The following is a 20,749-nucleotide window of genomic DNA, read 5'->3' as shown; positions in this document are numbered from 1 at the left end:
GGCCCCGCCCGCACGGCCCGCCGCGCCGCCGCGGCGGCCGAGACCGCCGACAGCGTCGGCGAGGCCGCCAGGACCCTGCTGGCGGACGGAGGCCCCGCCCGCACGGCCCGCCGCGCCGCCGCGGCGGCCGAGACCGCCGACAGCGTCGGCGAGGCCGCCAGGACCCTGCTGGCGGACGGACTCGCCCCCCACGGCGCGGAGAGCCTGTGGCTGTGGCGGAGCGCGGACTCCGGCTGCCTGCGGCTCGCCGGACACGCGGGCGTTGGCGCCTCCGAGGCCGCGGCCTGGCAGTGGATCCCCCCGGCGGCGCCCGGGCCCTTCCGTACCGTCCTGAAGGACGGCGTCCCCGTCTGGCTGGACGACGGACCGCAGGGTGACACGCCCCTCCCGGGCCCGTCGGCGCACGCCGCCCGCGCCGTGCTGCCGCTGCGCCGGCGCGGCACGACCGTCGGTCTCGCCCTCGTCGGCTGGCCCGGCCCCACCAAGCTCGACACCACCGTCCGACGAGCCGTCACCGGCCTGATGGAGGTGGCGGGCACGGTCCTGGACACCGACGACACCGAGGAGCCGGCCGCCCCGGTGCTCGTGGACGTGCTCGACGCGCTCGCCCGCCCCGCCATGCTGCTGCGCGCGGGCGGGGACGCCGGCTCGCCGACCGTGGAGCACGTCKACGAGGAGGGCGTCGCGGCGCTCGGGGACGCGTCCCCCGCCGGCGACCGCTCCCTCTCCCTCGTCTTCCCGCTGGTCCACAGCGACCTCGCCCACCTGGCACGCCGGGCGGTGGACAGCGCCCGCGTCCAGCGGGCCGCCCGCCTCCCCGCGACGGCCCGGTCCGGACAGGCGCCGCTGCTCGACGTGCGGGTCCTGCCGGCCGGCGCCGAGCGGGCCGTGGTGCTCTGGCACACGGTCGGCGACGTGGGCATGGCCACGCGCCGGGCCGTGGCGCGACTGCAGAGCGTGGCCACCTTCCAGGACAGCCTGGCCGACGCCGGGACGGTCTGGTCGGAGCAGGCCTTCGACATGTTCGGCATGGCGCGCGACGAGACGCCGGTGCCCCTGCTCGGGCTGCGGGCGCGGGTGCACCGGGACGACGGCGAGGCCCTCACCGAGCTGCTGACCACCCTCACCCGGCGCCGGAGCGGGGCGCAGACGGTGCTCCGGATCGTGCTCCCCGACGGGAGGGTGCGCCACGTGCGCGTGGCGGCCGAACCGCTGCTCACGGGAGACACGCTCACCGGCTTCGCCGGGGTGTTCCAGGATGTCTCGGACAGCCGGCGCACCGAGGTCGCGCTGACGGCGACCTTCGACCACCTCACCGAGGTCCGCAACCAGGCGGAGATGCGGCACCAGCTCGCCCTCCAGCTCCAGCAGGCGATCGTGCCCGAGGTCCCGGGCGTCCAGGAGCTCCCCGGAGACCTGGTGGTGGCGGTCCGCTACCGGCCGGCCGCGGAGGAGTACCGGGTCGGCGGCGACTGGTACGACGTCCTGGAACTGCCCGACGGCCATGTCCTGATGACCGTCGGCGACATCGCGGGCCACGGGATCGAATCCGTCACCGGGATGGTCGCGCTCCGCAACGCCCAGCGCGCGCTCGCCTTCACCGGCCACCCGCCGGGACGCCTGATGGGCTGGCTCAACGAGGTCACCCTGCGCACCGGCGGCGGCATCACCGCGACCGCGGTGTGCGCGCTGTACGACCCGGAGGACCGCGGCCTGGTCTGGTCGAGCGCCGGGCACCTGCCCCCGCTGCTGATCAGGGACGGCCGGGCCCGTCTGCTCGACCCGCCGCGCGACATCCTGCTCGGCGCCGCGCCCGCGATCGCGTACCGCGAACAGCGCACCCCGCTCCGCCCCGGCGACACGCTGCTGCTCTACACCGACGGCCTGATCGAGCGCCGCCACGGCGATCTCGGCGCGGGCCTGGAGCGGCTGGCGGCCGAGGCGGAGCGCCTCGCGGGCCGGGCACCGGACCGGCTCGTGGAGGGCCTGCTCAGCGCAGCCACCGGCGACACGGACGACGACACGAGCATCGTCGCGGTACGGCTCCGCGGGCGGGCCCGGGGCCACTGAGGCGACGGGGGGCGGGCCGCCACGGGTCCGCCGCGGCGTCACGGGGCGGACGGGCGGGCCGCCACGGGTCCGCCGGTGCCACGGGGCGCTGGCGCACGCACGGACGACCGCACGCGCCCACGACCGCACGGACGAGCGCGTGCGGGAGCCGTGCGAGCCGGCCGTGCGAGCCGGTCCGGTCCGCCCGTCAGTCCCGCAGCCAGGCGCGGATCTTGGCGGCCAGTTCCGCCTCGTCCACCGGCTTGGCCACGTAGTCGTCGGCGCCCGCCTCCAGAGCGCGCGCCCGGTCGCCCGGCATGGCCTTCGCCGTCACCACGATCACGGGGAGCGTGGCCCGGCCGGGCAGCCTCCGCAGTTCCTTGATGGCCGTGTAGCCGTCCATGCCGGCCATCATCACGTCCATCAGGACGAGCCGGATCTCGTCGTGCGCGGCGAGCAGGTCGAGCCCGGCCCGGCCGCCGTCCGCCGTGAGGACGTGCAGCCCCTGGCCCTCGAGGACCTCGGTGAGGGCGAAGACGTTGCGGACGTCGTCGTCGACGACGAGGACGGTCGCCTCTCCGGCACCCCCCGCCGGAGTGCCGGCGGCGGTGGTCCCGGTGGCGACGGCGACCCCCCGGGCGGCTTCCCGGCCCGCCTCCGAGGCCGTGCCCGCCGCGCCGCCGCCCGCCGGGTGTGCGGTGGGGAGGTAGAAGGTGAAGCGGCTGCCCCGCCCCGGCGTGCTCGCCACCTCGATCGTGCCCCCGAGGAGCCCGGCCACCTCGCGGCTGATGGAGAGACCCAGGCCCGTGCCGCCGTACCGGCGAGCGGTGGTGCCGTCGCCCTGCTGGAACGCCTCGAAGATGTTCTCCAGCCGCTCGACGGGGATCCCGACGCCGGTGTCCGTCACCCGGAACGCGAGGACGGGCCGGCCCTCGCGCACGGCCGCCGGCGCCTCCTGCGGATCCGCCCAGGCGACCGAGAGTTCGACCCGGCCCTCGTCGGTGAACTTCAGCGCGTTGGAGAGCAGGTTGCGCAGGATCTGCCGCAGCCGCGCCTCGTCGGTGGTGAGCTCCTCGGGCACGTCGGGCGCGACCGTGACGGCGAACTCCAGCGCGCGTTCGTCGGCCACCGGACCGAAGGTCGCCTCCAGGTACTCGATCAGCTCGCGCAGGGCGAACGGCTCGTGCCGGATCTCCATCTTGCCCGCCTCGACCTTCGACAGGTCGAGGATGTCGTTGATCAGCTGGAGCAGGTCGGAGCCCGCGGAGTGGATGACCTCGGCGTAGTCGATCTGCTTGTCCGTGAGGTTCCCCTGGGGGTTCTGCGCGAGCAGCCGCGCCAGGATCAGGAGGCTGTTGAGCGGGGTCCGCAGCTCGTGGCTCATGTTGGCGAGGAACTCCGACTTGTACATCGAGGTCCGCGACAGCTGCTGGGCCCGCACCTCCAGCTCCTGGCGCGCCTGTTCGATGACCAGGTTCTTGGACTCGATGTCCCTGTTGCGCTGCGCGAGGAGCGTCGCCTTCTCCTTCAACTCCGCGTTGGATCGCTGGAGTTCCTGCTGCCGGATCCGCAGCTCCTCGGAACTGGAGCGGAGTTCGTCGGCCAGGCGCCGGGACTGGCCGAGCAGTTCGTCGGTGCGCAGGTTCGCGAACAGGGAGCTCAGGACGGCTCCCGCGCTGTCCACGAACCGGTCGAGGAAGTCGCGCTGCAACGCGGTGAAGGGACGCAGCGCGGCGAACTCGACCACGCCGAGGACCTGTTCCTCCACCACGATCGGTAGCACGACCAGCGTGCTCGGCTCGGCGGAGCCCGCTCCGGAGACGATCGTCGCGTACCCGGCGGGCACCTGCTCGACGACGAGGGCGCGCCGGTCGCGGGCGGCCTGCCCCACCAGGGACTGACCCGCGCGGAACCGGCGCTGCGGTTCGTCCGGGTCGTCGGGGGAGCCGTAGGAGGCGGTCATGACGAACTCGGTGCCGCGCTCGTCGTCCCGCGCGAGGAAGAAGGCCCCGTACTGGGCGGAGACCAGGGGCGGCACCTCGGTCATGCTCAGTTCGGCGATCTGCGGCAGGCTCCGGGTGCCCTGGAGGAGCCCGGTGATCCGGGCGAGATTGGTCTGCAGCCAGTCCTGCTCCTCGTTGGCCCGGGTGGTGGCCCGCAGCGACTCGACCATCGAGTTGATGTTGTCGCGCAGCTCCCCGACCTCGCCGGGCGCCTCGACGGCGATGGAGCGGGTCAGGTCGCCCTCGGCGACGGCGCTGGTGACCTCGGCGATGGCGCGGACCTGCCGGGTGAGGTTGCCGGCGAGTTCGTTGACGTTCTCGGTGAGCCGCTTCCAGGTGCCGGAGACCCCCTCGACCTCGGCCTGGCCGCCGAGTTTGCCCTCGGTGCCGACCTCGCGGGCGACCCGGGTGACCTCGGCGGCGAAGGAGGACAGCTGGTCGACCATGGTGTTGATCGTGGTCTTCAGCTCCAGGATCTCGCCGCGCGCCGAGACGTCGATCCGGCTGGTCAGGTCGCCCTGGGCGACGGCGGTGGTGACCTGGGCGATGTTGCGGACCTGGTTGGTCAGGTTGTCCGCCATCGAGTTGACGTTGTCGGTCAGGTCCTTCCAGGTGCCGGAGACCCCGCGGACCGTGGCCTGGCCGCCGAGTTTGCCCTCGGTGCCGACCTCGCGGGCGACCCGGGTGACCTCCTCGGCGAAGGAGGACAGCCGGTCGACCATGGTGTTGATGGTCTCCTTCAGCTCCAGGATCTCCCCGCGCGCGTCCACCCGGATCTTCTGTGTGAGGTCCCCGCGGGCGACGGCCGTCGCCACCTGTGCGATCGACCGCACCTGGGACGTCAGGTTGTCGGCCATCTGGTTGAACCCGGAGGTCAGTTCCTGCCACACGCCGCGCGCCCGCGGCTCGCGGACCCGGCCGCCGAGCAGCCCCTGTCCGCCGACCTCGCCGGCGACCCGGGTGACCTCGGAGGTGACGAGCGTGAGCTGGGCGACCATGTCGTTGTAGACCCCGGCGATCTCGTTGTGGATGCCTCCGGCGGCCCCGGCCAGCCGGACGGACAGGTCTCCGTCCCGCACCGCCGTCAGTCCGGCCAGCAGTTGACGGAGGCCGTCCTCGCCGAACTCGGCGTGCGTCAGGTCCGCGCCGGCGGGTGGTCTGCGCTCTGCCATGAGGACCTCGCACAGGACGATCGGTCAACGGCCCGAGGCGCGGAGCACGGTCGCTTGCCGCACCACGTCTCCACCTTAAGGGCTGTCCCGTGATCCCCGGCGGGCGCACGACGCCGGCTCCGCCGACCCGCCGCGGACGACGGGACAGCCCTTGGGGCGTGTCCCGTCGATCAGGCCGGATCAGCGAGACGGCTCGTCCGGGGCCAGTACCTCCACCTCGAACCAGACCGCCTTGCCCGGGCCCCGCGGTACCGAGCCCCAGGCCGCCGAGAGCCGCTCCAGGAGGTACAGACCGTGACCGGAGGCGCGCTCCGCCCGATGGGGGCCGTGCGGCCGGGGCCGTACCGGGCTCGTGTCGCTGACCTGCACCCAGAGGCGGCCGTCCGTGTGGTCGAGCCGCAGTTCGTACGGGACGCCACCGTGGGCGCACGCGTTCGCGACGATCTCCGAGACGAGGAGCAGGGCGTCGCCGGCGGCCAGCCGCCCGGGGTCGCCCGCCGGGCCGAACCAGTCCGAGAGGGCCAGGCGGGTCAGGTCGCGGCACTCGCTCACCACTCCGGACCCGCCACGCAGGTCGTACCGCCGTGTGCGGGAGGTCGCCCGGTCGTTGCCGATGGCCATGCTGTGCCGCTTTCCATGGCCATTCCGTGTCAAACCACTCAAAGGGGGCATTCTTTATGCAGGGCGCCTGCCCGACGGCCCCGCCGTCGCCTGCCGGGCCACGGCGGAGGACCTTCGCCTTCGTGGAGGGAACCGCATGTCATCCACCACCGGCACACCGAATGTCATCGACCGGACGCAGACCGACGCCGCGCTGCGTCGGGAGGCGCTGGGCGGGGTGCCGGAGATAGCCAGGCCGACGGCCGTCCCGACGGGCGAGGCCCGCACCCTCTCCGCGGCGCTCTTCACACGCCTGGCGGAGCTGGAGGAAGGGACACCCGGGTACGCGTACGTCCGCAACACCCTCATCGAGCTCAACCTCAGCCTGGTGAAGTTCGCCGCCCGCCGGTTCAGGAACCGCGCCGAGCCGATGGAGGACATCATCCAGATCGGCACGATCGGCCTGATCAAGGCGATCGACCGCTTCGACCCCGAGCGCGGCATCGACTTCTCGGCGTTCGCCCTGCCGACCGTGGTCGGCGAGATGAAGCGCTTCTTCCGTGACACCAGCTGGGCCGTCCGGGTGCCCCGCCGCCTCCAGGAACTGCGCATCGACGTGGCGAAGGCCGTCGACGTCCTGGAGCAGCAGCTCGGCCACCGTCCCAGCCGCGCCGAACTCGCCGACCACCTCCACGTCGACGTGGAGAGCGTCGCCGAGGGCGAACTGGCCTCGAACGGCTACGTCGCCCGCTCGCTCGACGCGCCGGCCGGTGAGGACCGCGCCGACCCCGGTACGGGCACCCGGCACCTGGCCGCCGAGGAGTCCTCCTACGAGCTGGTCGAGTGCCTGGAGTCGCTGAAGCCGCTCATCGCCGGGCTCGACGCGCGGGACCGGGAGATCCTGTCGCTGCGGTTCGGCCAGGAACTCACGCAGGCGCAGATCGGCGAGCGCCTCGGCCTCTCCCAGATGCACATCTCGCGTCTGCTGGCCCGGATACTCGACGACCTCAAGGACGGTCTTCTCGGCGACCCCGGTGCCACGGCGGGCGGGACGGACGTCTGACCTCCACCCACACCACCTTGCCGGCCGCGCCCCCGCCCCGGACCTCGGAGCCCCAGTCGCCCGCCAGCCGGTCCAGCACCATCAGCCCGTGCCCGCCGGGCAGGGACGGTGAACGCGCCGGGTAGGCGTGCGGGTGCTCGGGGTTCGCGTCCGAGACCTCGAAGCGCAGGTACCCGTCCGCGTGCCGGAGCACCAGCTCCTCCGGTCCGCCGGCGTGCAGGCACGCGTTCGTCACCACCTCCGAGACCAGCAGCAGGACGTCGTCCACCCGCTGCTCGGCCTCCTCGCTCTCGGCGGGGATCCAGCCCCAGTCCGCGAGAGCCTCCGTGGTGAAGTCCCGGCACCGGCCGACCACGCCCTTGGTGCCGGACAGTACGAGCCGTCGCACCTGTGCCATCTTGCCGTCCTGGTCGCCCATGTCTCCCTCCGCAGCCGCGGGTCCCGCGTGGTTATTCACCCTGCCCGCTGTCCGCCAGCGCATCCGTGAGACCGTCGTACACCCGGAAGACCCTCCGCGCCCCGGTGATCTCGAACATCCGGTCCACCGGCGCGTGCAGCCCGGCGAGATCCAGCCGCCCTCCGGTCTCCATCAGCCGTAGCCGCGTCCTGAGCAGGACGTTCAGTCCCGTGGAGTCGCAGAACCGCAGGTCCGAGCAGTCGATCACGATCCTCGTCGTGCCATCCTGCGCCTCCAGCGCGCTCTGCAGGGGCTGCGCCGTGTCGTGGTCGAGCTCGCCGGTCAGCGCCAGGACGACCACGCCGGGCGTCCCCGCCTGGCGCGTCTCCACGAGGAACCTCTCCGTGCGCGCGGCGTTCCGGTCTCCGGTCCGGCCATGGGCCTCCATGTGCTGCCCTCCTCCTCGTGGGTAGCCGTAGCTGTCCTATGTGTCTCTTGCCCCTTTTTGGATGGTTTGTGACAGGCGGATCACGGTCGACGTGTGGGGGACCGCGGGAGGGGTAGGCGCGGGACGTCCATGCCGAGCCCCCTCACCGGGGGAGCCACACGGAAGGCGACGTCATGAGCGAGTCGAAGGACAAGGCCAAGGGCAAGGCCCAGGAGATGAAGGGCAAGGCCCAGGAACAGATCGGCGAGACCGTCGGCGACCGCCGGATGCAGGCCGAGGGCCGTGGCGAACAGGTGGCGGGCAAGGCGAAGGTCACGGCGGCCGAGGCGATGCGCCGGATGAAGAAGCACGGCGACGACATGGAGTGAGGACGTCATGATCTCCGTTGCCGATGCCCCCGGCCCGACGTCCGCGCGGGCCGGATCGGGCGTGGAACTGATCCGCCTGAGTCTGCGTTTCGCCGAGCCCGACGCCCCGGTCGCGGTCCCGGTGGCCCCGGCGGGCGAGGAACCGGACGCCTTCCCGCTGCGGGAGGGGATCGAGTGCCGGGCCGTGGTGGAGTTCCAGGTCCTCGGACGGCAGGCCACGGGCCTGCGCGTCGTGGACCGCCGCCTGCGCGACGGCGTCGCCGTCGGCGGGCGCGAGGTGGCCCTCGGCGACTTCCGGCACGGCGGTCCGTACGAGCTGTCGCTGCCCCCGGAACGGCTCCCGATCGGACCGCGGGCCCGGGGCGTGTACGAGGTGCGCGTGGCCCTGGTCGACGGCGGGGACCACGTCCTCGCCCGTCGCGTCTACCGATTCGAGATCACGAAGGACGGTGCCGCGGCGATCCCCACGTGACGCGCGGGACGAGGGGGCGGCGCGGCGGCCGGACAGCCCGTCCGGCGGTCCGGAACCGTCGCGGCGGCCCCGTCGCCGCCGAGGCCCGTGGACCGGCCCCGGCGACGACGCGGCCGCGCCCGCCCGTCGCCGGGAGGAGCGACGGGCCCCGGTGCGTGGGCTCATCGTTCTTGTGACGAGATGGGATTGACGGCATTCGGGTGGTAAGCGGCGTCCGGTGCAACTGCCCGGACCCCTCGTGCAGTCCTCCGTACCAGTTGCACGACACCCGAGGAGGCACCCATGACGCGGCTCCAGGAATTCCCCACCGCCCCGACCTCGCGGCTGGACTTCGACCCGTACCGTTTCCCCGCCCTCTTCATCGAGGACCTCCCCGAGGAGACGCACTCCGTCCACGGCTTCATGGAGGCCGCCGAGTACCCGCTGCCCGCGCCCGCGCCGGGCAGCCGCATCCCCCTGCCCCTGCGGCCGGCCGACCGGCGCCGCCTGGACCTGCACGCGGCACTGACCACGGCCGGCATCGCCCCGCTGCCGGGCGACCTCGACGCCATCGAGGCACTGTGCGCCCTGGACGACACCACGCACCTCGCCCTCCAGCGCTGGATCACCCGGGCGGCGGCGTGACCGACCGGGTCGGCACCTTCGCCCGTCCGTGAGGCCGCCGGGTGACGGACGACCCGCTTCCGTCACCCGGCGCAGGTCACCGCGGCGCCGGCGCCCGGCCGGATCGTGTCCGGCGGGCGCCGCGCTCAGCGGGACGACTCGAAGGCCTCGCGGACGGCCGCCGGCACGCGTCCCCTGTCGTTGACCACGTAGCCGTTCACGCGCGCCCAGGCGCGTATCGCGTCGATCCCCGGACCGGCGTCGCGCGCCCGGCCTCCGGCCGTCCGCAGCGCGTGACCGCGGCGGACCCCTTCCAGGTGGTCCGCCACCTCCTGGAAGAAGGCGGACAGCGAGGCGAACCGCCCCTCTTCGGGGAACGAGCCCTCGCGCCACGAACCGATGCTTCCGGTGCGTGTGTCCACGAACCAGCCGTGGAAGCCGTCGCGTTCGGCGGCGATCGGCACCCACTCCCGGCGCCAGGACGGACGAGCGGGATCGCCGGAGGGCTCACTCTCCGCCGACGCCGACCTGTTGTTGGTGGACCCGCTCGATGTCCGACGAGCGTGCTCGGGGCCTGGTCAAAACCGGTGCGTGTGCGCAAGGATCACGCCCGCACCACGCCACCCCCATTCCCTCAACGGGAGGACGTCCATGGCTCGCCGCATACCCCGCGGTCTGATCGCCGTCGCCTCGGCCACCGCCACCGCGGCTCTGCTCGCCCCGGCCGCAGCCGCCTCGGCCCCGCCGGCCCCGGCTGCCGCACCCCAGGCCCGGATCTTCATGGTCAACCCCGTGCAGTCCACGGGCGACCAGGCGCTCACCGACGGCAAGGACGCGGCCTCCGCCGTCCCCGCCGGCGCCTACGCCACGGCCGCCCTGCGCAACCTCGACGGCAGCGGCTCGCTCTCCGGGCGATGGGCCGCCGTGAGGTCCGACACGGGAGGCTCCGCGAAGGTCGCCGACGTCGGCGCGTACGACCGTCACGACGACCAGTTCGAGCAGGTCATGGCCTACTTCTGGGTCAACGAGGCGCAGGAGTACCTCCAGGGCCTCGGGTTCGGCAGCGAACTGCCCGGCGCGAACGACCGCGTGCAGCCGGTCCGGATCAACCAGTGGGGCGCGGACAACTCCTTCTTCACCGACAAGAAGGCCGAGATCCGCTTCGGCAAGGGCGGCGTCGACGACGCCGAGGACGCCGAGGTGATCGTCCACGAGTACGGCCACGCGGTGCACAACGCGCAGGTGCCCGGCTTCGGGACCAGCCCCGAGGCGGGTGCGATCGGCGAGGCGTTCGGCGACTACCTGGCCGTCGCGGTCGGGACCAACGCCGCCGCGCGGCACGGCTGGCCGCAGAAGGCGGACCCGGCGTGCGTCGCCGACTGGGACGCGGTCGAGTACAGCGCCGCCCCGCACTGCCTGCGCCGCATCGACGGCACCAAGGTGTACGCGGACCGGGTCGGCGAGGTGCACGCGGACGGCGAGATCTGGTCGCGCGCCCTGCTCGACATCCGCGGAGCGCTCGGGGCCCGGGCCGCGGACCGCGTCATCGTCAACGCCCAGTTCGGCTTCGCGCCCGACACGAGCTTCGCGGACGCGGCACGCCAGACGATCGCGACGGCCGAGCGCATGTACGGCAAGGGGGCGGCCGACGCCGTCCGCGCGGCGTTCACGGCGCGGCAGATCCCCGGCATCGGGTAAGGCACACCGGGCGGGCCCGTCCMCGGACGGGCCCGCCCTGCCCGGCCCGCGGCGTCCGGTCTCGGGTCTCGCACTCCGTCGCGGGCTCGGCACCGGACTCGCACGGGGTCCGCCCGGCCCCGGTCGGACCGGCTGCCGCTCGCCGGGTCGTCACCCGGCCCCGTCGGCGTCCGGCGCGACCCCGCCGGTGTCCGGCGCCTCGGCCGGTTCGCGGGCCTCCCGGAGTGCCGTGCGGACCGACCAGATCACCGACACCATCGGCACCGCCACCACGGCTCCCACGATGCCGGCCGCGATCGACCCCGCGATCACCGAGATCGCGACCACCAGCGGGTGCAGCCGGACCGCCCAGCTCATCACGAGCGGGTGCAGCAGATGGCCCTCGATCTGCCCGATGACCACGATCAGGGCCACCACGATCCCCGCCACCAAGGGCCCCTTCGCGGCCAGCGCCACCACCGCGGCCACCGCGAGGGCGACCGGCGAGCCGATCAGCGGGACGAACGCGGCCATGAACTCCAGCAGTGCCAGCGGGACCGCGAGCGGCACCCCCAGGAGCCACAGGGCGAGCCCGACGAGGGTCGCGTTCACCGCGGCCACCAGCACGATGCCGTGCGTGTAGCCGGTGAAGGTGCGCCAGGCGGCGCGGCCGCCGATCTCCGTCCGGCCGCGCACGGACGCCGGCAACTGCTCCTGCAGCCAGGCCCACTGACGGTCGCCCGAGTGGATGAAGAACACCGAGGTGAACAAGGCCAGCGCCAGCGTCGTCAGCACCGCCACCAGACGGTGGGCACCGCTCAGCGCGTCGCTCACCAGGGTCGAGCGGTGGCTCGAAAGGAACTGCCCGATCCGGGACTGGAGGTCGGTGAGGGCGTCCGGGTTCAGCCGGAAGGGCGGCCGCTCCAGCCAGTCCTCGATCCGGTCGATGCCGGTCCGGAACTCCCTCACCAGGGTCGTCCGCTCGCCCTCCACGGCCTCGCCGACCAGGGCGAGCACGCCCAGCACGACCACGATGCTGCCGAGCACGGTGACGGTGACGGCCAGCGGACGGGGGAGCCACCGGTCGAGCAGGTCGGCGACCGGCCGCAGCAGCGCCGTCGCCACCAGCCCGAGGAACACCGCCACGCCGATCTCGTGGAAACGCCCCAGCAGGGCGAACAGGCTGTACACGAGGGCTCCGACGACGAGCAGGCGCCATGCGTAGGCGGCGGCGGTGCGAAGGAACGGAACCACCGGGGGTGGTGAGCCTGGCTGCATGGCCAACCACGTACCACCGTGGCCCCGGCCGTCCACGCCCGAGGCCGTACATTCGCCCGACCGTCACCCACACGCGTCCGGCCGGGGGCCGGACGGGCGAATGCCGGGTGAACCGGGAGCCCGCGCCGGTGTCGGCACCGGCTCGTCGGCCGGCGCCGGAGAGGATCGGGGGATGGGCGTCGTGCTGCCGGTCCTCTTCTCCATGTTCGCCGCGTTCAGCAACGCGCTCGCCACGGTGCTGCAGCGCCGGGCCGCGCTGACCGTTCCCCAGTCCGACTCCTTCCGGCCGGGCCTGATCCTCGACCTGCTGAAGCGGCCGCTCTGGCTGGCCGGCATCGTCGCCGTGATCGCCGCCGGGGTGGGGCAGGCCGCGGCGCTGGCGACCGGGCCGCTGTCGCTCGTACAGCCGCTGTTCGTGCTGGAACTGCCGCTCGCGCTGCTGATCGCGTCGCTGCTGGCCCGGGAGCGGCTGCCCTCGGGCCAGTGGCTCGCGGTCGCGGGAGTCGTGGCGGGGCTCGGCGTCGCCCTGGTCGCCGCCTCGCCCGACGGGAACCGGACCCACGTGGCCTTGGACCGCTGGGTGCCGGCACTGGTGGCCTGCGGTGTCGCGGCGGTCGCCCTGGCGGCCGCCGGACTGCGCAGGCCACCGGGCCGGGCCCGCGCCGCCTGCCTCGGCGCCGCCACGGCGATCTGCTACGCGCTGACCGCGGCGCTCATGAAGGCCGCCATGCACATCCTGGACGACGGCGGCCTGGGCGCCTTTCTGACGACCTGGCAGACGTACGCCTTCTGCGTGACGGGCATCGCGGCGCTCCTGCTGCTGGAACACGCGATGCAGGGCGGCCCCCTCGTGGCCTCGCAGCCGGCGCTCACGCTCGGGGACGCGCTGCTGAGCCTCCTGCTGGGCGTGCTCCTGTACGAGGAGCACGTGCGCGGCGGGTGGTGGCTGGTGCCGGAGGTGATGGGTGTCGGCCTGATCGTCTTCGGGGTGTTCGCGCTCGCCCGCAGCGGGGTCAGCACCGCGTAGGCCCTGTCCGGGCGGTCTTCCCGGGCGGTCTTCCCGGGCCGGCGACGACGGCTGCGGCACCTCGCTGCGTTGTCGGAGTCGCCCGAGTACACCCGGTACGAGGGCGATCCTCCGCCTTGCGATGCACCACATCCGACGCCGCGGGCCGATCCTCCAAGATCGCCCGGACAGGACCTAGGGTGCTCGGCATGACCAGCGGATCACGTCCAGCCCGGCTCGAACCGTCCCGCGGCAGGCGCCTGGGCTATCCGGCGGCGGCCGCCGTCTTCGCGATCGGCATGGCGGGCACGACGCTCCCCACCCCGCTCTACGGTCTCTACCGTCAGGAGCTGGGATTCTCCGAGCTGATGGTGACGGTGATCTTCGCCAGCTACGCGGTCGGCGTGATCGCCACCCTCCTGCTGGTCGGCAACCACTCGGACGTCGTCGGGCGCCGTCCCGTGCTGTGGTGCGCGCTGGCCATGGCGGCGGCGAGCGCGGTCTGCTTCCTGAACGAGGGCGGTCTGCCGCTGCTCTTCGCCGGCCGGCTGTTCTCGGGCTTCTCCGCCGGACTCCTCAGCGGTGCGGGGACGGTCACCGTGCTGGAACTCGCCCGGCCCGAGCAGAAGTCCCGCGCGGGATTCGCCGCCACCGCGGCGAACATGGGCGGGCTCGGCTGCGGCCCCCTGCTCGCCGGCTTCCTCGCGCAGTACGCCCCGGATCCGCTGACCCTTCCCTTCCTCGTGCACCTCGGGCTGGTGGCCGTGGCCTGCGTCGTCGTCCTGCTGCTGCCGGAGACGGTCCGTCAGCCGCGGCTGCGGGCGCGGCCCAGGCCGCAGGGGCTGTACGTGCCGGCGCAGGTCCGCGGCGTCTTCACCCCCTCGGCCGTCGCCGCCTTCGCCGGTTTCTCGCTGCTCGGCCTGTTCACCGCGGTGGCTCCCAGTTTCGTCTCCCAGACCCTCGACATCCACAATCTGGCCGTGACCGGGCTGGTCGTCTTCTCGGTGTTCCTCGCCTCGACCGCGGGACAGTCGCTGACGGGCCGGATGCCGGTGAGCACCGCCCTCCCGCTCGGCTGCCTGGTGCTCGTCGCCGGCCTCCTGCTGGTCGGCGCGTCGCTGTGGGTGGAGACCCTGGCGCTGCTGGTGGTGGGCGGGATGTGCGGCGGCCTCGGCCAGGGGCTCGCCTTCCGCGCCGGCCTGAGCGCGGTCGGCGACGCGGCGCCCGCCGCGCACCGGGCGGCCACGATCTCCTCGTTCTTCGTCGTCGCCTACACCGGGATCTCCCTGCCCGTCGTGGGCGTAGGGGCGCTGACGATGTGGGTGGGCCTGGACACGGCCGGGCTCACGTTCACCGCCTGCGTCACCGTCCTGGCCGCCGGCGCCGGTCTCTACCTGTACCTCCGGCACCCCGCCGCCGCGGAGGACGCTTCCTGAGGGGTGCCTGGTCGGTCAGGCGGCGATTTCGGCGGACCGCCCGCGGCCCGGGCCCGGGCGCCCACCGGCGTCACGCAGAGTGGGCGGGCACCGCTCCGGGTGGCCGCGCCGCCGACGTCGAACGGCGCATCAGAAGAGGTCCGCCCAGGTCGGAGAGGGTTTCCGGGCCGCCGGTACGCATTCACCCGCTTGCCGGAGCCCGGGTTGCGGCTAATGTCGATATATAGGCCAAAGGTGCACTCCCCTCCTGTCACCCTCTCGGTGCCCGGGGGCGCGGGAGCGCGAAAGGAGCCTCCGATGACCCGTATGTTGCGGGGCGCGATAGCCCTGGCCGGAGCCGCGGCCCTGTCCCTGAGCGTGGTGGCGACGAGCGTCGCGGCAGGGCCGGACGTGAGCTCCGCGGCGCAGCAGGACGACGTGAAGATCGGTCTGCTGCTGCCGGAGAGCAAGACCACGCGGTACGAGAAGTTCGACCGGCCGTACATCGAGCAGAAGATCAAGGAACTCGCTCCCAACGCGCAGATCGACTACTACAACGCCGCCGAGAGCGCGACGACCCAGCAGCAGCAGGTCAACACCGCGCTCGCCAAGGGTGACCAGGTGCTGATCCTGGACGCCGTGGACGCCAAGTCGATCCAGTCCTCCGTGGAGAAGGCCAACGCCGCGGGCGTCAAGATCGTGGCCTACGACCGCCTGGCCCAGGGCCCCGTCGACGCGTACGTCTCGTACGACAACCGCAAGGTCGGCGAGTTGCAGGGCAAGGCGCTGCTGGCCGCGCTCGGTTCGAAGGCCGCCGACAGCCAGATCGTCATGCACAACGGTTCGCCGACGGACCCGAACGCCGCCGAGTTCAAGGCCGGCGCCCACTCCGTCCTCGACGGCAAGGTGAAGATCGGCAAGGAGTACGACACCCCCAACTGGGACCCGAACAACGCCAACCAGCAGATGTCCGGTGCCATCAGCGCGCTGGGCAAGGACAACATCCAGGGCGTGTACTCCGCCAACGACGGGCTGGCCGCGGGCATCGCCACCGCCCTCAAGTCGTCCGGCATCAACGTGCCGTTGACCGGTCAGGACGCCCAGCTCGACGCGATCCAGCGCATCCTGCTCGGCACCCAGACCATCACGGTCCAGAAGCCGTACAAGCCCGAGGCGGACATCGCCGCCACCATGGCCGTCAACCTGGCCGAGGGCAAGGAACTGCCCAAGGACCTGACCCCCGTCACCGTCACCAACGGCAGCGGTGACAAGGTCCCGGCCACCCTGCTGGCGCCGGTCGTCGTCAACAAGGACAACATCAAGGACACGGTCGTGAAGGACGGCATGTACACCGTCCAGGAGATCTGCACTCCGACCTACGCCGCAGCCTGCAAGGAGGCCGGACTCACCTGACCGCTTGAGCGTTTCATCCCGGCGGGGGCGAGGCGGCCCGCACCAGCGGGCGAGCGGAGGAGGCGGTTTCCGTGACGGAAGCACCTGTGCTCACACTCCGGGGCATCTCCAAACGGTTCGGCGCGGTCCAGGCGCTGTCCCAGTTCGACCTGGAGGTCCACCCCGGAGAGGTCGTCGCCCTCGTCGGCGACAACGGCGCCGGCAAGTCCACCGCCGTGAAGACGATCGCCGGGGTGAACCAGCCCGACGAAGGCGTCATCGAGTGGCAGGGCCGCCCGGTGTCCATCAACCGGCCGCACGACGCCCAGAACCTCGGCATCGCCACCGTCTACCAGGACCTCTCCCTGTGCGACAACCTCGACGTGGTCGGCAACCTCTTCCTCGGCCGCGAACTGCGCCGCTTCGGCGTGCTCGACGAGGTCCGCATGGACCAGCGCGCGCGGGAGCTGCTCCAGACGCTGTCCATCCGCATCCCCAGCGTCCGCATCCCCGTCGCGTCGCTGTCCGGCGGGCAGCGCCAGACGGTCGCCATCGCCCGCTCGCTGATCGGCGAACCCAAGGTCGTCATCCTGGACGAGCCGACCGCGGCGCTGGGCGTCGAGCAGACCGCCGAAGTCCTCGACCTCGTCGAGCGGCTTCGCGAGCAGGGCCTGGGAACCATCCTGATCAGCCACAACATGGTCGACGTGATGGCGGTCGCCGACCGGATCGCGGTGATGCGCCTCGGCCGGAACAACGGCTTCTTCGAGAAGCGCTCCACCACCACCGAGGAGATCATCTCCGCCATCACCGGCGCCACCGACAGCGCCGTCACCCGCCGCCAGGCCCGCAAGCTGGGGGAGGGATCATGAGCCGCGACCGAGGCACCGACGACACCTCGTCCCAGGACCCGGCCCGCGGTTCCATGCCCGCGGTCGACACCCGTCTCCTCGTCCGCGAGGAGGGCATCAAGGGGTACCTGGGGGAGTTCCGGCGCAAGCTGCGCAGCGGTGAGCTGGGCTCCCTCCCCGTCGTCCTCGCCGTGATCATCATCTGGACCGTCTTCGGCAGCCTGAACAGCACGTTCCTGTCGGCCCAGAACCTCTCCGACCTCAGCCAGCAGATCGTCGGCACCGGCATGATCGCGGTCGGCATCGTCTTCGTCCTGCTGCTCGGCGAGATCGACCTGTCGGTCGGCTCGGTCAGCGGCCTGTGCGCGGCGATCTTCGCCGTACTGAACGTCATCAACGGCATGAACCAGTGGCTGGCGCTCCTGATCGCCATCGCGGGCGGCGCGGCCGTCGGGCTCATCCAGGGGTTCTTCTTCGCCAAGGTCGGTGTGCCGGCCTTCGTCGTCACCCTGGCAGGCAACCTGGCCTGGAACGGACTGATGCTCCAGGTGCTCGGCACCAGCGGCACGGTCAACATCCCGAGCGACAGCATCGTCTCCGAGCTCTACTCGACCATCTTCCACAGCCCCGCCGCCGCGTACGTGACCGCGGCCGTCGGAGTCGGGCTCTTCCTCGCCGCCTCCCTCCTGGACGCCAAACGGCGCAGGGCGGCCCGGGTTCCGGCCCGGCCGCTCGCCGAGATCGTGCTGCGCACCGTGGTCCTCGCCGCGATCGCCTTCGTCACCGCCTACATCCTGAACCAGTACCAGGGCCTGCCGCTGGCGCTCCTGATCTTCCTGATCCTGCTGGTGGTCCTGGACTTCGTCCTGCGCCGCACCACGTACGGCCGACGCGTCTTCGCGGTCGGCGGCAACATCGAGGGTGCCCGCCGCGCGGGCATCAGCGTGCCGTTCGTCCGGATGAGCGTCTTCTCGATCTCCGGCACGATGGCCGCGGTCGGCGGCCTCTTCCTGGCCGGGCAGATCCAGTCCGCCAGCCAGACCTCCGGCGGCGGCAACCTGCTGATGAACGTCATCGCCGCGGCCGTCATCGGCGGCACCAGCCTGTTCGGCGGGCGCGGCTCGGTCTGGTCCGCCCTGCTCGGCGCGCTGGTCATCGGATCCATCCAGTCCGGGATGAACATCATGGGTGTCAGCAACGCCGTCCAGTTCATGATCACCGGTGCGGTCCTGCTGGCCGCCGTGGTGGTCGACTCCCTCTCCCGGAAGACCCAGAAGGCCGCGGGGCGCGCCTGAACGGCCCGCACCCGGGCTGCGCCGACGCACCCGGCGTGGTCGCATCGTGGTCATGGAGCGAGCAGAAGGAAGCGAGCCTGCCCTCGCGCAGCGGCGCGCGGCCCGCCTGACCGTCGCGAAGCACGCCACCGACGCCGCGGATCTGGCGGCCCTCCTCGACATACTCGACCTGAATCCGGAGGCCGACGGCTTCCACCGCCGCCGCCCGGCCACCCCGGAGGGCGACTGACACCACCCGACCGGCCCGGCCCCGCGCCCCGGCGAGGAGCGGGGCCGGCCCCCGTAGGACCGGTCGCCGTCGGGGCGGGGCGGCAGCGGGCAGGGCGCCGCAGGCCCGATCCGGTGCGTGCGCCTCCGCGCCGACGGGGCCCCGGGCTCGCCCGACCGGCTCCGCCCTCCGGCCCCCGGCCTCTCGGCGGCCGGGGCCGATGTCAGCGGTCGAGGGAGAGGGCGAGGAGCTCCCCGAACGTGCCGCCCGCGTGGACGAGGTCGTCGTAGCGGCCCTGTTCGGTGATGCGGCCGTGTTCCATCACCACGATGTGGTCGGCGATCCGGGTGTTCTCCAGACGGTGGGTGACCACGATCGTGATGCGGTCGCCGGCGATCGACCTGATCCGCTCGAAGACGCGGTGCTCGCCGCGTGGGTCCATCTGCGAGGTGGGTTCGTCCAGGATGAGCAGCGGCGGGCGGCGGTACAGGGCGCGTGAGCAGGCCAGCCGCTGCCACTGGCCGCCGGACAGCTCGGCGCCGCCGAAGAGCTCCCGCGCCAGGAGCGTGTCCAGACCGGCCGGCAGGTCCTCGACCGCCTCGCGCATCCCGACCGCGTCGACGGCGTCCCAGACCGGACCGTCGTGGGATGTGCGCGGCTGTCCGAGGGTGACGTTCTCCCGTACCCGCAGCGGCCACTGGGCGAAGATCTGCGGGACCAGTCCGGTGCAGCTCCAGACGCTTGCCGGGTCGACGTCGGCGAGATCGGTTCCGTTCCAGGTCACCCGACCCTCGTCGGGCAGGAAGACGCCGGTGAGCAGGCGGGTGAGGGTCGACTTCCCGGAGCCGTTCACGCCGACGATCGCCAGGATCTCCCCACGGCGCAGGGTCAGGGACACGCCGTCGACGGCGGGCCTGTCCTTGCCCGGGTACCGGTACACGACCTCGTCGAGCCGGATCTCGTCGACCGGGGCGCTCACGGTGGCGGAGCCGCGTCGGGGCGCGCGTGCGGCCGCGTCGTCGAGGAAGGACCCCATGTCGCCGAGGTAGAGACCCGTGTGGAACAGCGCGGCGCCGTTGAGGACCAGTTGCGACAGGGCGCCCAGTGTCGTCTGGACGGCGACGACGGCGGTCGCGGCCAGCGCGAGAGCGATCCGGCCGGTCATGGCCAGCCAGGCGAGCGCCGCCCAGGACGCGACGAGGAACACACCGGCGACCAAGGACGAGGCGAGCGCGATGCGCAGGGTGCGCGGGGCCGCGGCCAGCGTGCGCCGGTCGCAGCGCTCGGACAGCGAGCGGAACCAGTAGAGGAGGTAGCCGGTCATCCCGTTGGCGCGGACCTCGTCCCCGTACTTGGTGTTCGTCGCCCACCAGCGCATCATGCCGCGCACGTTGCGGTCGGCGATGTTCGCGTAGTGCACCTCGTAGTCCACCCGGGCGGTCAGCACCGCCCCGGCACCCGCCGGCAGCACGGCGAGGAGGAGCAGCGGCACCACCAGCGGGTTGAGCACCGCGAGCGCTCCGGCGGCCGTGACCATGCGGACGAGCGCCGACAGGAAGCGCTGCGCGTCGGCCACCATCACCTGGGCCCGGATCACCCCCATCTCCGCCGCCTCCTGGCGGTCGGCGAAGCCGTCCACCGCGTAGGCCGCCGCCTCGACCCGGCAGACCGCCTCGACGAGCGCAGTGTCGGTCCCGGTGGTGAGTCCCGGCGTGAGGAGCCGCTCCGCGTAGCCGGACAGGGCGACGGCAGTACGGGTGAGGCCGGCGGCGACGCCCACGACCACGAGGGCCGGCAGCGCCTGGTCCAGGCGGTCCGCGATCGCCCCCGCTCCGAGGACGGACCGCAGGGCCCGGGCGGTCGCGGTCAGCAGGACCGCTGCCGCGACCCCCGTGACCAGCTGGCATCCGAGGAGCAGCAGGACGGCACGGCGGTCGACGCGCCAGGACATCCGTCCGATGCGCAGCAGGACGCGGGGGAGCCGGGCGCACAGGGCGCGGAAGGACGCCCCTCCGAGCGGGTTCACGCCGAACTCGCCCGCGTACGTGATCTCGGCGGGTGGAGGCGGCAGCGGCGGTGTACCGGGCGGTGTGGACGGGGACGGGACCGACGCGGTCCGCGGGGCGGGATCAGCGGTCAACTGCTCTTCTCCTGGGCGGTCGTTGGGGGGAGTGGTGAGTACCGGGACCAACGACGAGTGCGGGGGAGTCGAGCACACGTATGTGAGCCGAGGACGGATCCGTGGGGCGGTGCGTCCGCCGCGGCATGCAGAGGCCACGGACCCTTGTGCGGCCCGGAGCCGGGGTCGACCGTGGATGGCCGAATCGCCGAAGTCGAGACGCGGGTGACCGATGGTGTTTCTGAGGCGTGGGGTGCCGGCGACGTTCCGTACACATATCCAGGGGAATGTGTGCGCGATTCCGGTCGTTGTACTGGTTGAAGCGGTCTCTGC

Annotated in this window: 19 protein-coding genes; 12 read left to right on the top strand and 7 right to left on the bottom strand. The window is 72.9% G+C overall.

Features of this window, described 5'->3' with window-relative positions; all coding sequences use genetic code 11:
* Positions 1 to 2,070 (top strand): GAF domain-containing SpoIIE family protein phosphatase (locus EAO71_RS33395; protein WP_147981575.1); only part of this gene is annotated, 2,070 nt, incomplete at its 5' end.
* A gap of 187 nt (positions 2,071 to 2,257) precedes the next feature.
* On the opposite strand, the gene EAO71_RS33390 is transcribed toward EAO71_RS33395, so the two are convergent.
* A complete protein-coding gene (locus tag EAO71_RS33390; protein ID WP_147981574.1) occupies positions 2,258 to 5,224 on the bottom strand; it encodes a hybrid sensor histidine kinase/response regulator in 2,967 nt (988 codons plus the stop codon).
* Positions 5,225 to 5,404: 180 nt separating this feature from the next.
* Complete coding sequence (locus tag EAO71_RS33385; protein ID WP_147981573.1) at positions 5,405 to 5,845, bottom strand: ATP-binding protein; 441 nt, start codon at positions 5,843 to 5,845, stop codon at positions 5,405 to 5,407.
* Positions 5,846 to 5,981: 136 nt separating this feature from the next.
* Here EAO71_RS33385 and EAO71_RS33380 point away from each other — a divergent pair, with 136 nt between their 5' ends.
* Positions 5,982 to 6,887: a SigB/SigF/SigG family RNA polymerase sigma factor gene (locus EAO71_RS33380; protein WP_147981572.1), complete on the top strand. Its 906-nt coding sequence runs from the start codon at positions 5,982 to 5,984 to the stop codon at positions 6,885 to 6,887.
* Here EAO71_RS33380 and EAO71_RS33375 read toward each other — a convergent pair.
* Positions 6,832 to 7,305, bottom strand: a complete 474-nt coding sequence (locus EAO71_RS33375; protein ID WP_147981571.1) for an ATP-binding protein — start codon at positions 7,303 to 7,305, stop codon at positions 6,832 to 6,834. The two genes, EAO71_RS33380 and EAO71_RS33375, sit on opposite strands and share 56 nt — an antisense overlap.
* 31 nt (positions 7,306 to 7,336) lie before the next feature.
* The gene (locus tag EAO71_RS33370) at positions 7,337 to 7,732 is read right to left on the bottom strand and encodes an STAS domain-containing protein (RefSeq protein WP_147981570.1); all 396 of its coding nucleotides are present in this window, start codon (positions 7,730 to 7,732) and stop codon (positions 7,337 to 7,339) included.
* Between the two features lie 173 nt (positions 7,733 to 7,905).
* On the opposite strand from EAO71_RS33370, the gene EAO71_RS33365 reads away from it, so the two are divergent.
* The 3 genes from EAO71_RS33365 to EAO71_RS33355 all read left to right on the top strand — a co-directional run bounded on the left by EAO71_RS33365 (position 7,906) and on the right by EAO71_RS33355 (position 9,196).
* Positions 7,906 to 8,100, top strand: coding sequence for a CsbD family protein (locus EAO71_RS33365; protein WP_147981569.1), 195 nt, complete (start codon positions 7,906 to 7,908; stop codon positions 8,098 to 8,100).
* Between the two features lie 7 nt (positions 8,101 to 8,107).
* Positions 8,108 to 8,572 carry a rho GDP-dissociation inhibitor gene (locus EAO71_RS33360; RefSeq protein WP_147981568.1) on the top strand — a complete coding sequence of 155 codons (465 nt, stop codon included), beginning with the start codon at positions 8,108 to 8,110 and terminating at the stop codon, positions 8,570 to 8,572.
* Positions 8,573 to 8,854: 282 nt separating this feature from the next.
* Positions 8,855 to 9,196 carry a hypothetical protein gene (locus EAO71_RS33355; protein WP_147981567.1) on the top strand — a complete coding sequence of 114 codons (342 nt, stop codon included), beginning with the start codon at positions 8,855 to 8,857 and terminating at the stop codon, positions 9,194 to 9,196.
* A gap of 125 nt (positions 9,197 to 9,321) precedes the next feature.
* Here EAO71_RS33355 and EAO71_RS33350 read toward each other — a convergent pair whose 3' ends face one another.
* On the bottom strand, positions 9,322 to 9,639 hold the full coding sequence (locus EAO71_RS33350) for an Lsr2 family DNA-binding protein (RefSeq protein WP_147981566.1): 318 nt from the start codon (positions 9,637 to 9,639) through the stop codon (positions 9,322 to 9,324).
* A 187-nt stretch (positions 9,640 to 9,826) separates the two neighbouring features.
* Here EAO71_RS33350 and EAO71_RS33345 point away from each other — a divergent pair, with 187 nt between their 5' ends.
* Positions 9,827 to 10,873, top strand: coding sequence for a M4 family metallopeptidase (locus EAO71_RS33345; protein ID WP_147981565.1), 1,047 nt, complete (start codon positions 9,827 to 9,829; stop codon positions 10,871 to 10,873).
* A 150-nt stretch (positions 10,874 to 11,023) separates the two neighbouring features.
* On the opposite strand, the gene EAO71_RS33340 is transcribed toward EAO71_RS33345, so the two are convergent.
* Complete coding sequence (locus tag EAO71_RS33340) at positions 11,024 to 12,130, bottom strand: AI-2E family transporter (RefSeq protein WP_147981564.1); 1,107 nt, start codon at positions 12,128 to 12,130, stop codon at positions 11,024 to 11,026.
* Positions 12,131 to 12,302: 172 nt separating this feature from the next.
* Here EAO71_RS33340 and EAO71_RS33335 point away from each other — a divergent pair, with 172 nt between their 5' ends.
* The 6 genes from EAO71_RS33335 (at position 12,303) to EAO71_RS38000 (ending at position 18,318) form a co-directional block, all read left to right on the top strand.
* Complete coding sequence (locus EAO71_RS33335; RefSeq protein WP_147981563.1) at positions 12,303 to 13,157, top strand: DMT family transporter; 855 nt, start codon at positions 12,303 to 12,305, stop codon at positions 13,155 to 13,157.
* Positions 13,158 to 13,345: 188 nt separating this feature from the next.
* On the top strand, positions 13,346 to 14,572 hold the full coding sequence (locus EAO71_RS33330) for an MFS transporter (protein WP_147981562.1): 1,227 nt from the start codon (positions 13,346 to 13,348) through the stop codon (positions 14,570 to 14,572).
* Between the two features lie 297 nt (positions 14,573 to 14,869).
* Positions 14,870 to 15,964 (top strand): substrate-binding domain-containing protein, encoded by a 1,095-nt coding sequence (locus tag EAO71_RS33325; RefSeq protein WP_147981561.1) that lies wholly within the window; start codon positions 14,870 to 14,872, stop codon positions 15,962 to 15,964.
* A gap of 71 nt (positions 15,965 to 16,035) precedes the next feature.
* Positions 16,036 to 16,815, top strand: coding sequence for an ATP-binding cassette domain-containing protein (locus tag EAO71_RS33320; RefSeq protein WP_147981560.1), 780 nt, complete (start codon positions 16,036 to 16,038; stop codon positions 16,813 to 16,815).
* Positions 16,812 to 18,089, top strand: a complete 1,278-nt coding sequence (locus tag EAO71_RS33315; RefSeq protein WP_147981559.1) for a sugar ABC transporter permease — start codon at positions 16,812 to 16,814, stop codon at positions 18,087 to 18,089. The genes EAO71_RS33320 and EAO71_RS33315 overlap by 4 nt, the downstream gene beginning before the upstream one ends.
* A 52-nt stretch (positions 18,090 to 18,141) precedes the next feature.
* Positions 18,142 to 18,318 carry a hypothetical protein gene (locus tag EAO71_RS38000; RefSeq protein ID WP_187282929.1) on the top strand — a complete coding sequence of 59 codons (177 nt, stop codon included), beginning with the start codon at positions 18,142 to 18,144 and terminating at the stop codon, positions 18,316 to 18,318.
* 202 nt (positions 18,319 to 18,520) lie between these two features.
* Here EAO71_RS38000 and EAO71_RS33310 read toward each other — a convergent pair whose 3' ends face one another.
* The gene (locus tag EAO71_RS33310) at positions 18,521 to 20,248 is read right to left on the bottom strand and encodes an ATP-binding cassette domain-containing protein (protein ID WP_261992471.1); all 1,728 of its coding nucleotides are present in this window, start codon (positions 20,246 to 20,248) and stop codon (positions 18,521 to 18,523) included.
* Positions 20,249 to 20,749: the final 501 nt, after the last annotated feature.

It is taken from the genome of Streptomyces sp. MS191 (assembly GCF_008042125.1).
Classification (GTDB): Bacteria; Actinomycetota; Actinomycetes; order Streptomycetales; family Streptomycetaceae; genus Streptomyces.
The sequence above is the reverse complement of the archived record's forward strand: the minus strand, read 5'-3'. Positions and strand labels throughout refer to the sequence as shown.

Excerpts from the sequence above, each read along its gene's own strand:
- EAO71_RS33310 (WP_261992471.1), bottom strand. The coding sequence starts at position 20,248 with ATGTCCTGGCGCGTCGACCGCCGTGCCGTCCTGCTGCTCCTCGGATGC.
- EAO71_RS33370 (WP_147981570.1), bottom strand. The coding sequence starts at position 7,732 with ATGGAGGCCCATGGCCGGACCGGAGACCGGAACGCCGCGCGCACGGAG.
- EAO71_RS33340 (WP_147981564.1), bottom strand. The coding sequence starts at position 12,130 with ATGCAGCCAGGCTCACCACCCCCGGTGGTTCCGTTCCTTCGCACCGCC.
- EAO71_RS33380 (WP_147981572.1), top strand. The coding sequence starts at position 5,982 with ATGTCATCCACCACCGGCACACCGAATGTCATCGACCGGACGCAGACC.
- EAO71_RS33385 (WP_147981573.1), bottom strand. The coding sequence starts at position 5,845 with ATGGCCATCGGCAACGACCGGGCGACCTCCCGCACACGGCGGTACGAC.
- EAO71_RS33390 (WP_147981574.1), bottom strand. The coding sequence starts at position 5,224 with ATGGCAGAGCGCAGACCACCCGCCGGCGCGGACCTGACGCACGCCGAG.
- EAO71_RS33345 (WP_147981565.1), top strand. The coding sequence starts at position 9,827 with ATGGCTCGCCGCATACCCCGCGGTCTGATCGCCGTCGCCTCGGCCACC.
- EAO71_RS33360 (WP_147981568.1), top strand. The coding sequence starts at position 8,108 with ATGATCTCCGTTGCCGATGCCCCCGGCCCGACGTCCGCGCGGGCCGGA.
- EAO71_RS33355 (WP_147981567.1), top strand. The coding sequence starts at position 8,855 with ATGACGCGGCTCCAGGAATTCCCCACCGCCCCGACCTCGCGGCTGGAC.
- EAO71_RS33325 (WP_147981561.1), top strand. The coding sequence starts at position 14,870 with ATGACCCGTATGTTGCGGGGCGCGATAGCCCTGGCCGGAGCCGCGGCC.
- EAO71_RS33335 (WP_147981563.1), top strand. The coding sequence starts at position 12,303 with ATGGGCGTCGTGCTGCCGGTCCTCTTCTCCATGTTCGCCGCGTTCAGC.
- EAO71_RS38000 (WP_187282929.1), top strand. The coding sequence starts at position 18,142 with ATGGAGCGAGCAGAAGGAAGCGAGCCTGCCCTCGCGCAGCGGCGCGCG.
- EAO71_RS33315 (WP_147981559.1), top strand. The coding sequence starts at position 16,812 with ATGAGCCGCGACCGAGGCACCGACGACACCTCGTCCCAGGACCCGGCC.
- EAO71_RS33330 (WP_147981562.1), top strand. The coding sequence starts at position 13,346 with ATGACCAGCGGATCACGTCCAGCCCGGCTCGAACCGTCCCGCGGCAGG.
- EAO71_RS33365 (WP_147981569.1), top strand. The coding sequence starts at position 7,906 with ATGAGCGAGTCGAAGGACAAGGCCAAGGGCAAGGCCCAGGAGATGAAG.
- EAO71_RS33375 (WP_147981571.1), bottom strand. The coding sequence starts at position 7,305 with ATGGGCGACCAGGACGGCAAGATGGCACAGGTGCGACGGCTCGTACTG.